Origin of the sequence: Alcaligenes sp. YSL9 (assembly GCF_030515105.1) — a bacterium.
Lineage (GTDB): Bacteria > Pseudomonadota > Gammaproteobacteria > Burkholderiales > Burkholderiaceae_B > Alcaligenes > Alcaligenes phenolicus.
Genome location: NZ_JALXJU010000001.1, coordinates 225,264 through 238,460, shown reverse-complemented (window position 1 = coordinate 238,460; position 13,197 = coordinate 225,264). Strand labels below are relative to the sequence as shown.

Below are 13,197 nucleotides of genomic sequence, written 5' to 3'. Positions count from 1 at the left end.
CAATGATGCTGTCCCTTCCTTCTGGTTGATATGCTGAGCACCCTAAGCAATTTTGCAGAACAGGCCACGGCCCTGATCAGCGCCAACCCACAATGGGTGGCCCCCGCTGTTTTCGCTTTGTGCCTGGTCGAGTCCCTGCCCTTTTTGGCCCTGATCATACCGGGTACAGCCATCCTTTTATCCGTCGGTGCCCTGGTCGGCGCCGGGGAAATGAGCTTGCTGCCGATCTGGCTGTCCGTGACACTGGGCGCCGGCCTGGGCAATGCCATCTCGTTTTTTCTGGGCCAGCGTTACGGCGGCAATCTGTTCCACTTCGAGTGGGCCCGCAAGCGTTTGCATCTGTATGCAAAAGCGCAGGCTTTTTTTGCACGCTGGGGATGGTTTAGTATTGTGGCCTGCCGCTTTGTTGGTCCCTTGCGCTCAACTGTCCCCTTGATTGCGGGCACCTGTGCCATGTCGCCTCTGAGTTTTCATATCTCATCCTGGGCCTCGGCCGCCTTGTGGGCCAGTGTCTTGCTGCTACCTGGCTGGTTCAGTTTCCAACCCTGATTTTCAATGACCCCTGTAAGCCTCGCCTACCTGCATTTATTCATCGCGATTCTCTTCGAGATCATCGCCACCAGCTTGCTGCAGCGCTCCGAACAGTTCACGCGCCTGATGCCCAGCGCCTTCACGATCATCTTCTACGCGGGTGCGTTCTACTTTCTGTCACTCAGTCTGCGCGTCATGCCGGTTGGGGTGGCCTATGCCATCTGGAGTGGCGTGGGCATTGTGCTGATTTCCTTGATTGGCTGGGTGGTCTTCAAGCAGAAGCTGGATTTGGCCGCTATGATTGGCATCGGTTTTATTGTGGTGGGTGTGCTGATTGTGAATCTGTTCTCCAAATCTGTCGGCCACTGATTTTAGTGAATAAATATGATTGCCTTGATTCAACGGGTACGTCAGGCCCAGGTCGATATTGAAAACCAGACTGTCGCAAAAATTGGCGCAGGCATGGCCGTTCTGGTCTGTGCCGAGCACGGTGACACCCGCGAGCAAGCCACACGCTTGCTGGATAAATTGCTAGCCCTGCGCATTTTCTCGGACGAGCAAGGCAAGATGAACCTGAACTTGCAGCAAGCCGGTGGTCAGCTATTACTGGTTAGCCAGTTCACCCTGGCGGCCGATACGCGCAAGGGCAACCGTCCAGGATTCAGCCGCGCTGCGCCCCCTGCAATCAGCCAGCCCTTGTTTGACGAGCTGGTAGCCATGGCCCGCACCCGGCTGCCTGATACCCAGTGCGGCGTATTTGGTGCCGATATGCAATTGAGCCTGACCAACGATGGGCCAGTCACGATTCCCATACATATTGCGCCCGACACAGACCCAAGCTGACGATTGCCTTAAAGAGGCTCCATCCCTATAATTGCGCAGGGTGTTTTGCTGGCATGGTGCAGCAAGGCAGGTTAATTACATACGCAAGGTCGGGCCGCCTTGTGGAGATTTGCCGACCATGTCCCACCCTTCTTCCGGTGCGCCTTTGCCGCGCGCCCATGTTCTGACCCGCCAGTTGCAAGCCCAATTGCAACGCCTCCTGCATATCGAGGCCTTGGGCGGCGTGGTCTTGTTGATGGCTGCCGCCATAGCCCTGATCTGGGCCAACTCTTCATTTGCCGATAGCTATTCTGCCCTGTGGCACACCCAAGTGACCTTGGAGCTGGGCTCCTGGCGTTTCTCGCAAGATCTGCATTTTTGGGTCAACGATATTCTGATGACCTTGTTCTTCCTGGTTGTCGGGATGGAGATCCGCCGCGAGATCCATGACGGTGCCCTGTCCGACTGGCGCTCGGCCATGCTGCCTATCTGTGCTGCCCTGTCCGCCATTACTCTGCCGGCGCTGATCTACGCCGCCATGAATCCCGACCCGACTGTGCTGATGGGTTGGGCCATTCCTACCGCCACCGATATTGCCTTTGCAGTGGGTGTGCTGGCCTTGCTGGGCCGCTCCCTGCCCCCCAGCTTGCGGGTGTTTTTGCTGGCGCTGGCCATTATTGATGACCTGGTCGCCATCCTGATCATTGCCTTCTTCTACTCGGGTGGCCTGGACTATAGCGCCTTCCTGATTGCAGCCGTTGGTATTGTGGCCGTCCTGGGTCTGCAAAAAATGGGCATAGGCTCGGCCTGGGCCTATGTCGTTCCCGGTGCGATCCTGTGGTTTGGCTTGTTGAAGACAGGTGCTCACCCCACCCTGGCCGGTGTGGTTCTGGGCATGATGAGCCCTGTGCGCGCCCTGCCCTTGCCTCGCAAGGCCCGTCACCTGAATCTGGAACTGGCCACCAAACTGGAAAGCCAGCATGACACCCACGAAGTCATGCACACGCTGCAGAAAATGCAGTTGGCTCAACGCGAGATTCTGCCTCCGGTCCAGCGTATTCCTGCACTGCTGCACCCCTGGGTAGCGTTCATCATCATGCCGGTGTTTGCGCTGGCCAATGCCGGGGTCAGCCTGAATGGTCTGGACCTGAATGCCGCCGGTGCACAAAGCGCCCTGTTTGGTGTGGCGATTGCCCTGATTGTGGGCAAGCCCCTGGGCGTCTTGCTGGGCACCTGGTTGCCCGTACGCTTGGGGCTATGTACCCTGCCTGCCGGCATGGATTGGGCCGGCGTCACCCTGATTGGTTTGCTGGCCGGTATTGGCTTTACCATGTCCATCTTTGTGGCCAACCTGGCCTTTGCCGAGCCCGTTTTGCTGGATGCTGCCAAGCTGGGCGTTCTGTGCGGCTCTTTGGCGTCCGCCGTTCTGGGCTTGGCGTGGGGCCTGATTGTGCGTCGTCGCTATCAGCAGTCTGCCAGCCAGGCAGCTTATAGCCAGGCATAAACAGCCAGACATCAAAAAAACAGGCCCACGCTAGCGTGGGCCTGTTTTTTTTAGGGCTGATCAATTAATCAATGGTCAGCACGCGTTCGTTCAGGATACGGCGGCAATCCATTTCAAACTCCAGATCCTTGACGGGAGGACGGGCCAGGTGCCAGCCCAAGCCATGGTTGATCGCACCGCGCTGAGCCAGTTCAGTAGCCATGAAAGGATGCAGATTGTGCACCGTGTACGCATGGGTGGCCGTCGTGTCAGTCCATTCATGGCCCAACACTTCCAGACGACGCTCCATTTCACCCAGAACCCATTGCGCCTTCTGCAACAGCCCTTCAGGCGACACGTCCTGGTAGGCCACAATGCTCTCTATATAGTCGTCGGGCGTTTCGGGGACTTCGCAGCTGCCTGCGATCACAAAGGTGGCTTCTTCAATATCGGTTTCCACCGTGTAGCTGAAAGCGTAAAAACTGGGCTCGGCAGGTGCGCCTACCAGCGGCGACACGTTGCTGCGGGCGACCGGATTATGCTTGCCTTTGACCAGGCCCCACTCTTTCAGCGTTTCCAGATACAGCTCATTGAACTTGTTGAAGTCGCTGTCGCTAACTGGCTCGGGCGAGCGCAGCTCGCAGGCGCACAAGGCTGTCAAGGGACGCTCTTCTGCTTCCAGCACGGCCTGAATCAAGTCAAAACCTTCTTTCAGTGGCACGGGGGCAGAAAACACGACCCGGCAGATCTCGTAACCGGGCTGAGCGGCCACCCCGCCCGAAAAGCGGTTCACGCCGGTCGGAATGAAGCGGTAGTTGCCTTTGTCAAAATTAATCGCATTGCTCATGGTTGTTCCTGATCGTGTAGTGGGCCTTGGCCCGCCGGGGTCGAGTCGCCGTTATGCGGCAAAGCGGGCACTATAGCACCCTCTGAACCGTCTCAAGTTTGGTGCAGGGGCACAAGCCTCACCTTAACAGCACAAATCATTTTTTTGCGCATCATTGCAATCGCTTTGACTTCCAGCGCAGACCTCCCTACGATGGCGATATTCTTCATCACGCTGAGTTTCAGCTTGGTAGTGCACTGAGCGGTTCTATGGGTAAATCATGGATCGATTCACAGACATACTTAGACCACAGCATCAGCAATTTCCCAGACAAAATGCAGCGGCCTGGCGTTTCCTGCGCCCGGCTTGGGAAGCACGTATCCGCAAAGAACGCTATCCTAGCGAGTTTCGTGCGAACTGAGCCGGTTCGCTTTACGGTCTGTTGGCCCGGTGCCAACCTCCTGAACTCAAGACCCTGTACCTGCACGCCCACTGGAGTATTGCATGTCCACGCATTCATCAACTGAGCTACTTGGCCCCCAAACCCCGATTGCCGATATTGTTCTGGCCCTGAATCAGCTGGAGCAACGCCCCGCGCTGCTCGCTGCCCAGGAGCTGGATAACGAACGCCTGCAAGCCTTGCTGGAAGTGCCGGAGTTGCGTTGGGCCAGTGCGCTCTTGATGGAGCTGACACGTCCCGAACGCCTGCCAGTGCTGGAGCAACTGGCCGAAGACCGAATGGCCGACTTGCTGCAAGACCTGGACCATGAAGACCAGGAGCAGATTCTTGGCCGCCTGAGCCAGCGCACCCGCACCTCCATCATGCGTCTGATGCACTATCCGGCAGACACAGCCGGCGGCATCATGACTACCGAGTTTCTGCAAGTGCCCATGAGCTGGAATGTGGCACAAACCTTGCAGCACATTCGGGAAGTGGAAAGTACCCGCGAAACGGTCTATGCCATCTATGTGGTCAACGACAAGCAACAACTGCAATTTGTGGTGCCTTTGCGCAAGCTGGTGTGCGCCGACCCGCAGGCGGCCCTGACCGAGTTGTGGAGTGGCGACAGCCCCATTGCCGTGCAGGCCCTGACGGACAAGGAGGCCGTGGCCCAACTGATACGCCGCCACGACTTTCTGGCCATTCCAGTGGTGGACGAGGCCAATGCCATCATCGGCATTGTGACGGTAGACGACGTGATCGACGCCCTGATGGACGAGGCCGCCGAAGACATGAACCGCTTCGGGGGTGCCGAACATATTGGCAAACCCTATCTGCAAGCGGGCTTTAGCACCATGATTCGCAAACGGGGAGGCTGGCTGGCCATTCTGTTCCTGGGTGAAATGCTGACCGCCAGTGCCATGCAGTACTACGAAATACAGCTGGAAAAGGCCGTGGTCCTGGCCATGTTCATTCCCTTGATCATGAGCTCCGGCGGTAACTCCGGCTCGCAGGCCACTTCCTTGCTGATTCGCGGTCTGGCCCTGGGTGAAGTCCGGGTGCGCGACTGGTGGCGTGTCCTGCTGCGCGAATTACCCGTGGGTCTGGTGCTGGGCACCATGTTGGGGGCGATCGGCTTTATTCGTATCGAAATCTGGCAACACCTGGGCCTGTACGACTATGGCGAGCACTCCTTGCTGATTGCCTTCACCATCTGGCTGGCTCTGGTTGGCATTGTGACGTTCGGTTCTTGTATTGGCTCCATGCTGCCCTTCATCTTGCAGCGCGTCGGTTTTGACCCGGCCAGTGCCTCGGCACCCCTGGTGGCCACGCTGGTGGACGTGCTCGGTTTGGTGATTTACTTCTCCGTGGCCGCGATGTTGCTGACAGGAACCTTGCTCTAGCCATGAATTTTTTTGTTGAATCCATACAAAAAAGCGCACAGTAAGAGACAAACTCGGTAACCTATCCGAATTTCACCGTTACATTCCCTCTGGCAGGCAGGGGGAGCCTGACACATTTCGTCTAACTTGGCCCCCTATGGGCCGCTTCGGACATCAGCACCTATGCGGATACTCGACCAGTTCTTCATCAGTGCAGACCAGATGGCTCCCTTTTTGGTTGGCAGCTATAACAGTGGTCTGGTCATCCTGTCGCTACTGGTTGCCATCTTCTCCTCGGGCATGGCCTTACAAACGGCCCATATTGCCCGCATGGCTGATTTGCGCATACACCGCCAGATTGCCATTTGTACGGGTGCCATCGCCCTGGGCGGTGGCATCTGGACCATGCACTTTATTGGCATGTTGGCGTTTGAACTTTGCACCAGCGTCCATTACGACCCGGCCATCACCATGTTGTCGGTTCTGCCCAGCGTAGGGGCATCCTGGGTCGCCCTGCAAATTCTCTCGCAAGCCCGTGTACAACGCTCGCACCTGATTGTGGGCGGTATTTTGGTAGGTTTGGGTATAGGCACCATGCATTACAGTGGCATGGCTGCCATGCGTATGGCGCCGGTGCTGCGCTATGAGCCCATCACCTTCTTCCTGTCGATTGTGCTGGCCGTGGTACTGGCCACGCTGGCCTTGTGGATACGCTTTCGCCTGCATCGCACCCGCCTGACCTTGCTGCAACGCGTAGTCATCAGCGGCATTGTGCTGGGCCTGGCCATTTCCGGCATGCACTATACCGGCATGGCGGCCGCCCGCTTTATAGGCCAGACCACACCGCCCGATGACATGATCATCTTCAACAGCACCTTTGCCTCCATGGTGCTGTCCACCTTCACCATTACGGTGACGGTACTGGTGACCGCGGCCAACGGCCTGCTGCGCTACCGCCAGTTGTTCTTGAAGATGGAAGAAAGCGAATCGCATAACCGGGCCATTGTGGATACCGCGATTGACGGCATTATTACCATCAACAGCCACGGCACCATTCTGGACTTCAACCATTCCGCCGAACGCCTGTTTGGCTGGAAGGCTGGCGAGGTGCTGGGGTGCAATGTGAACATGTTGATGCCCGAGCCGGACCGCTCGCGCCACGACAGCTATCTGTCCAATTATTTACGCACCAACGACCCAAAAATTATTGGCGTAGGCCGGGATGTCACCGGTTTGCGCAAGGATGGCAGCTTGCTGCCGATGCGCCTGGCCGTAGGCAAGGTACGCCAGCCGGGTGACCCGCTGTTTGTCGGTTTTGTCACTGACATGAGCCGCTACAAGGCACTGACCGAATCCCTGCGTCAAAGTGCGGAAAAAGCCGAGCAGGCAGCCCAGGCCAAGACGGCTTTTCTGGCCAATATGAGCCATGAAATCCGTACCCCGCTCAACGCGATTATTGGCTTTAGCGACTTGATGCTGAATGATCAGATCAATGCGCAGCAAAACAAGCACCTTGCCATTATCAACCAGTCCGCCCACTCCTTGCTGGCCTTGCTGAACGACATTCTGGATACCACCAAGCTGGAACGCGGCTCGGTCGAGCTGGAGCAAGTGGATTTTTCGCTGATTGAATTGTGCAATCAGGTCGTGGCCTCCTTGCGTTTGGCAGCGGATGCCAAGAACCTGGAGTTCCGTCTGAACCATGCGCCCGAGCTGCATCAGTTTTACAAGGGCGACCCGATGCGGATTCAGCAGGTGCTGAACAACCTGATCGGCAATGCCATCAAGTTCACCCAAAGCGGAGCGGTGCATGTGGATGTCAATCCCGAACCAGGGCGCAATACCGTCTCCATCCGCGTCACGGACACCGGCATTGGCATGACTCCTGAGCAGTTACGCCATGTGTTCACCCCCTTTACACAGGCCGATGTATCCATCAGCCGCCGTTTTGGCGGTACCGGCCTGGGCGTATCCATTGCCCGCCAGTTGGTGGATCTGATGGGCGGCACGCTGAAGGTTGAAAGTACCCTGGGTGTGGGCAGCGTCTTTGAAGTCCGTATTCCCCTGGAACCGGGCAAAGAACCCAGCCTGAGCCCGGACGATCAGCCCGTGCCCCGCCTGCCGCCGCTGCGCATTCTGGTGGCCGATGACATCAGCCTGAATCAGGAACTGCTGACCTTGGCCCTGGAGCAGCACGGTCATTCCGTGACAGTGGCCGACAACGGTCACAAAGTGCTGGAGCTGCTGTCCAAAGAAGATTTTGATGTGGCCTTGCTGGATGTGCACATGCCCGAGATGGACGGCCTGGAAACCGCCCGCCGGTGGCGCGAACAGGAACGCCGCGAAGCGCGTCTGCCTTTGCCACTGATTGCGCTGACTGCCAGTGTCATGGAGTCCGACCGTCATGCGGCCCAGGAGGCTGGCATGAATGGTTTTGCCACCAAACCGCTGGATCTGCCTTCTTTGCTGCAGGAAATTGCCATGGTGATGGGTCTGCCCCCCACCGGCCCCTTGGAGCACAGCGTCGAACCACAAGAGAGCAGCCTGATCGATTGGGAATTGGGCATGAGCCTGTGGGGTTCCCAGGTCCGTCTGCGCCGCGCTCTGCTGAGCTTTCTGTCTGACCTGCATACCCGCTACCCACTTGATGAAATCAAGCAGGTATCCCCGAACTGGGAGATTGTGCTGGGCAGCCTGCATGGCATTCGCGGCACCGCCGGCAATCTGGGCCTGCCCCAGGTGTCTGCCCTCAGCGCCGAGCTGGAAGAAAAAATTCGTCGTGGTCAAACTCGCCAGATGCGTCGCCGTATTGAACAGTTGCAGGAAATGTTCAACCGCATCGCTCAAGAACTTAGCCACAACGGCCCACCGACTCCTTATTCAGACCCTCAACACGTCGTGGTGCATACCCCAGACGTTGCCTTGAACCATCTCCACATTCTGCATAGCAGCGTCTTGCTCAACGAGCTGGACGAACCTGCCTTGCAAGTGGTCTGTCAGTATCTGGAAAGCACAGGGCAAACCGATACCCTGAATGATCTTAATAAAACCATCGACGTGTTCGACTTTGCTCAAGCCAGCCTGATCCTGTCCAAGCTGATCAAAGACCTGAATGCGAGCTTGGCCAAGGATCCGCCACGCCATGAATGAATTTACCTCACCGCGCCCCACCCTCTTGCTCATCGATGACGAGCCCGCCAATCTGCAGATTCTGCGCCATACGCTGCAACAGGATTTCCGGCTACTCTTTGCCAAAGATGGCATCAAGGCGCTGGAGCTGGCACAACGGGATCTACCGGACCTGATCTTGCTGGACATCATGATGCCGCAAATGTCGGGTTACGAAGTCTGTAGAGCCTTGAAGGCCGACCTTAAAACCCGCCACATCCCCGTTGTTTTTGTAACCGCACTCTCGCAGCCGCAGGATGAGCAAATGGGGCTGGACATGGGGGCGGTGGACTACATCTCCAAACCCTTTAACCCGGCAATTCTGAAGGCACGCATACGCAACCATCTGTCCTTGGTACAAATGCAGGAACTGCGCGACAGCCGCCTGCAGATTATCCGTTGCCTGGGGACAGCGGCCGAATACAAGGACAACGAAGTTGGCCGCCACGTCATCCGCATGAGCCACTACACGCGCATTCTGGCCCATTGGCTGGGTTACTCCAGCGAAGCGGCCGACGAACTGCTGCACGCCGCGCCCATGCACGATATTGGCAAAATCGGCATCCCGGATTCCATCCTGCAAAAACCCGGCAAGCTAACACCCGAAGAATGGGAAATCATGCGTACGCACACCTTGATTGGCGCCCGCATTATTGGCCAGCACTCGCATGGTTTGTTAAAACTGGCACGCACGATCGCGCTGTATCACCATGAAAAATGGGATGGCAGTGGCTATCCCTACGGTTTAAAAGGCGAGAATATCCCCCTGCCCGCCCGCATCGTGGCGGTGGCCGATGTGTTTGATGCCTTGGCCAGTGAGCGGCCCTATAAGAAAGCCTGGAGTGTAGAGCGCTGCATCAACTATCTGCGCGAACAATCCGGCCAGCACTTTGACCCGCAACTGATCGCCCTGCTGGACAAGTGCCTGCCTGAAATGCTGCATATCAAAGAAAAATGGGCCGACGATCCCCAACTGATGGCAAAGACCTGAACCGATTGGCCCGATAAGCAGCAGGTGGGCCAGGTCCCGCGCTCCTCAGCCCTGCGGGCTTGTCTTACAATGACGGCTTTACTATCTACCCCCGCTTCTACATGGCCGCTTTGCGTATTCGCCAAGTCCGACTTCATAAAAAACTGTCTCTGCGCAAGCTGGCCGAGCTTGCCCAAGTCTCCCCCGGCCTGATCAGCCAGGTGGAACGCGGTTTGACCCAACCCAGTCTGGATACCCTGCGCCAAATTGCACGTGCGCTGGATACGCCCTTGTTTTCCCTGCTGGATGACAATGTGGAGCAAGTGGCGGTGGTTCGCCAGAACGAGCGCATGAGCATTCAATCCGCTTCGGGCGTGCAGTACCAGCGGGTGTCACCGGGCTTTGGCAGTATTGAAATGCTGGCGGGCTTCTTGCCGCCGGGAGGAAGCTCGGTCGGGCAGCGCTGGAGCCACCCTGCCGAGGAATGTGTGCTGGTGACGGAAGGCCGGCTGCTGGTCGATGTAGGGGATGATCAGCACTGTCTGCAAACGGGCGATAGCTGTTATTTCAACTCCAGCCTGCCCCATGCCTACCGCAATCCTTACGACACGGATGTGCGCTTTATTGTGGCGATCACCCCACCCAGCTATTAAGCACGAGCACTAGGCGGCGCTGTGCAGCTGGGCCTGGATCAGATCCAGCTCGGTTTCATGGCAACGCTGCAAACGTAGCCAGCGGTTTTCATCCATGTCTGCACCGCGTGTCGCCAGCATGATCAAAATGCAGGAATCCTGATCCAGCGGCTGCACCATGGCGCTGATGCGCGGCGTACGTTGCGTGGCGCTGCCTACCCAATAGCGAATCAGCCCTTGCTCGGCCAGAATCTCCACGCTGACATGGGTTTGGCCACCATCAAACAAGGACGTCCCCACCACCAGGCCAGGCTCCACCGTTTCGGTGTCAAAGCAGCCCAGGGACCAGCGTCCCAGCGCATCCAGATCCGCCATATAGTCCATCACGACCTTGGCGGATCGTTCGATACGACGGCTGGCCTGATGAGCCCAGGTTTGGCTATCCATATCCCCTCCTCCTTTACCAGCCGGCTTGCAAGGTGTCGCACAAGCGCAGTACATCCTGCTCGGTGCAGACATTACCGGGCGACAGACGCAATACGCCGTCACGCTGATCGCAATAGAGCTCCTGCTCACGCAGCTGATCCACCATAGCCTGAGCGCGCTGGGCACTGCTGGCGCGCAACATGATGCTGCCGCCGCGCTCGTTCTCGGCCAATGGGGTCAGCACGGGCCAATTGGCTTTGGCCGCACGATCCAGCAAGACCGCCGTCAATGCCCGGTTTTGCTCCAGCAGTTTTTCCACGCCGGTTTCCAGCACGAAACGCATGCCAGGCAGGGACGCAATACTTCCCAAAATAGCCGGTGTGCCGTGGTCGAAACGACGCGCGCCGTCAGCATAGCTGAACTGGTCCAGATTCCAGTTAAAGGGATTTTCCTGGCTGAACCAGCCGCGAAACTCCGGCTCGCACTGCTCGATCAAATCTGCACGCACATGCAAGAGGCTGGCACCGGACACGCCGCATGCCCACTTCAAGGAGGCCGACAAGGTAAAGGCCACGCCTTCATGCACGGTGAACGGCACCAGCCCGGCAGCTTGTGTCAAATCCAGCGCCATCAGGCTGCCGTGCTCCGTCGCACATTGCGCCATGCGATCCACATCCACCCGGTGCGAGGACGTAGAGCTGACCCAGGTCACCAGGGCCAAACCCACACTGTCATCCCAGGCATTGATGAAATCATCGTCCGTCACATAGGACAGGCCGGCGCTCAAAGGTACGGTGCGCAAGGTGAAGCCCAGGCGCAAGGCCATTTTTTGCAACAGGAAATGCAGGCTGGGAAAGCAATCGGCCGCAACCAGCAAGGTACGTCCTTTAAGCACATGCGAAGGCAAAGAACCCAGAATGCTGTAGAGGCCGCCTGTGACGTTTTCACTTAGCGCAATATCCTTGGAATCAGCACCAATCAAACGGGCCCAGGCATCCATGAAAGCCTGTTTCTGGCCCAGAGCGTACCCCCACTGGGCATCGTCCTGCGCCGACCAGACCTGGCTGAACTGATCCAGCTCGGCACGCATGGCCGCTTCCTTGCCCTCGAACATGCCAATGGAGTGATAAAGAAAATATCCGGACATCATTTACTTCCTTGAAAATCAATCGGCCAACTGACGGCCAGAGGTTTCCTGCACCGTGCTCAAAGCCACAATCCCGATCAGCGCCACTACCATCACGTAAAAGGCAGGTGCCATGCTGGAACCGGTCAGGCCCGTCAGCCAGGACGCCACAAATGGCGCCGTCGCTCCACCCAGAATGGTGGCGATGTTAAAGCCCAGCGACACGCCGCTATAGCGCACTCGCGTAGGGAACAATTCGGCATACAAGGGGTAGCCCACGGCCTGCACTACGATGAACGGCAAAATGGACACGGCCACCGCGATCACCGCCAGCGGGAAACTGCCCCAGGAGGCGACCCACATCGTCAGCGGCACCAGCACCAGATAGCCCAGCAAGCCAATCGTCAGCAAGGGTTTGCGGCCAAAGCGATCAGACAGGCCACCGGCAAAAGGCATGATGAAGGCCGAGCACAAGGTGACCAGGGAAATCAGCCAGAACACCGCGGTGCCGTCGTATTTCAGGGTGTGAATCAAATGGGTACTCAGATAGACCACGCCCACGTAGCCTGCTGCATTCTGTGCAAAACCAATGGCAATGACTTGCAAGAGGGGACGGCGGTAATCACGCACAATCAAGGACAAAGGCGAATGCTCGGGGTGATGGCTTTTGAGCATTTCCTTAAAGCGCGGCGAATCCTCGATACGTGAACGAGCCCAGACACACAGAATGATCAAGGGAATGGAGAGCAGAAAGGGAATACGCCAGCCCCAATCCAGCATGGCTTCCTTACCCACCAGCGCTGTCACCAACCCCGCGACGCCGGTGGCCAGGGACAAGCCCAAAGTGGCGGCAGCCGGGTTGAACGCGCCAAAGAAACCGCGCTTGCCGGGGGGCGAGCATTCCGCCACATAGGTAGCTGCGCCCGTAATTTCACCACCGGCAAAAAAGCCCTGCAGCAAACGACACAGCAATAGCAAGGCCGGTGCAGCCAGGCCCAGCGTGGCGTAGGTAGGCAACATGCCCATCAAGGCGCTGGCCACTCCAATGCCCACAATCGTGAACATCAAGGCAGCGGTACGGCCATGCTTGTCGCCAAACCAGCCAAAGAAAATACCGCCCAAGGGGCGTGCCAGAAAGGCCCCGCCAAACACGGCCAATGTGGACAGCAAGGCCGCGTTCTCATTGCCGGCGTGAAAAAACAGCACACTTAGCGTCACAGCCAGGACGCCGTACAGCTGAAAGTCGTAATACTCGATCATGGTGCCCAAACCCGCTGCGCTGGCGGCACGCCACGGCGATACGGGGGCCTCGTCCTGTGGGGACTGTTTCTTGCTCATGTCTCATCCATCCTGATACGCATAATGCGTCTATTCTGTTTAGTGTGGCTA

12 protein-coding genes are annotated in these 13,197 nt (G+C 57.7%); 8 read left to right on the top strand and 4 right to left on the bottom strand.

Annotation, left to right across the window (positions count from 1 at the left end):
* Nucleotides 1-30: 30 nt before the first annotated feature.
* From M2Q46_RS01065 to nhaA, 4 genes are all read left to right on the top strand, one after another.
* On the top strand, nt 31-549 hold the full coding sequence (locus tag M2Q46_RS01065; protein WP_009459463.1) for a DedA family protein: 519 nt from the start codon (nt 31-33) through the stop codon (nt 547-549).
* A 6-nt stretch (nt 550-555) separates the two neighbouring features.
* Nucleotides 556-900: a multidrug efflux SMR transporter gene (locus M2Q46_RS01060; RefSeq protein ID WP_302356376.1), complete on the top strand. Its 345-nt coding sequence runs from the start codon at nt 556-558 to the stop codon at nt 898-900.
* Between the two features lie 15 nt (nt 901-915).
* Nucleotides 916-1,374, top strand: a complete 459-nt coding sequence (dtd, locus tag M2Q46_RS01055) for a D-aminoacyl-tRNA deacylase (protein ID WP_035268299.1) — start codon at nt 916-918, stop codon at nt 1,372-1,374.
* Nucleotides 1,375-1,492: 118 nt separating this feature from the next.
* Nucleotides 1,493-2,857: a Na+/H+ antiporter NhaA gene (gene nhaA, locus M2Q46_RS01050; protein ID WP_239055368.1), complete on the top strand. Its 1,365-nt coding sequence runs from the start codon at nt 1,493-1,495 to the stop codon at nt 2,855-2,857.
* Between the two features lie 64 nt (nt 2,858-2,921).
* Here the strand turns inward: nhaA and M2Q46_RS01045 are convergent, their stop codons facing one another.
* On the bottom strand, nt 2,922-3,683 hold the full coding sequence (locus M2Q46_RS01045; RefSeq protein WP_302356373.1) for a hypothetical protein: 762 nt from the start codon (nt 3,681-3,683) through the stop codon (nt 2,922-2,924).
* A gap of 483 nt (nt 3,684-4,166) precedes the next feature.
* On the opposite strand from M2Q46_RS01045, the gene mgtE reads away from it, so the two are divergent.
* The 4 genes from mgtE to M2Q46_RS01025 all read left to right on the top strand — a co-directional run bounded on the left by mgtE (nt 4,167) and on the right by M2Q46_RS01025 (nt 10,277).
* Nucleotides 4,167-5,507 carry a magnesium transporter gene (gene mgtE / locus M2Q46_RS01040; RefSeq protein WP_302356371.1) on the top strand — a complete coding sequence of 447 codons (1,341 nt, stop codon included), beginning with the start codon at nt 4,167-4,169 and terminating at the stop codon, nt 5,505-5,507.
* A gap of 162 nt (nt 5,508-5,669) precedes the next feature.
* Complete coding sequence (locus M2Q46_RS01035) at nt 5,670-8,636, top strand: MHYT domain-containing protein (RefSeq protein WP_302356369.1); 2,967 nt, start codon at nt 5,670-5,672, stop codon at nt 8,634-8,636.
* Complete coding sequence (locus M2Q46_RS01030; RefSeq protein WP_035268306.1) at nt 8,629-9,645, top strand: two-component system response regulator; 1,017 nt, start codon at nt 8,629-8,631, stop codon at nt 9,643-9,645. Before M2Q46_RS01035 ends, M2Q46_RS01030 begins: the two co-directional genes overlap by 8 nt.
* A 59-nt stretch (nt 9,646-9,704) precedes the next feature.
* Nucleotides 9,705-10,277 (top strand): helix-turn-helix domain-containing protein, encoded by a 573-nt coding sequence (locus tag M2Q46_RS01025; protein ID WP_226349537.1) that lies wholly within the window; start codon nt 9,705-9,707, stop codon nt 10,275-10,277.
* Nucleotides 10,278-10,286: 9 nt separating this feature from the next.
* Here the strand turns inward: M2Q46_RS01025 and M2Q46_RS01020 are convergent, their stop codons facing one another.
* From M2Q46_RS01020 to M2Q46_RS01010, 3 genes are read right to left on the bottom strand one after another with little or no spacing between them, the layout of a single operon-like run.
* Nucleotides 10,287-10,703, bottom strand: a complete 417-nt coding sequence (locus M2Q46_RS01020) for a hypothetical protein (RefSeq protein ID WP_115635051.1) — start codon at nt 10,701-10,703, stop codon at nt 10,287-10,289.
* A 13-nt stretch (nt 10,704-10,716) separates the two neighbouring features.
* Nucleotides 10,717-11,832 carry an aminotransferase class V-fold PLP-dependent enzyme gene (locus tag M2Q46_RS01015; RefSeq protein ID WP_302356364.1) on the bottom strand — a complete coding sequence of 372 codons (1,116 nt, stop codon included), beginning with the start codon at nt 11,830-11,832 and terminating at the stop codon, nt 10,717-10,719.
* A 15-nt stretch (nt 11,833-11,847) separates the two neighbouring features.
* Entirely contained in the window at nt 11,848-13,146 is a 1,299-nt protein-coding gene (locus tag M2Q46_RS01010) for an MFS transporter (protein WP_009459482.1), read from the bottom strand.
* Nucleotides 13,147-13,197 lie beyond the last annotated feature (51 nt).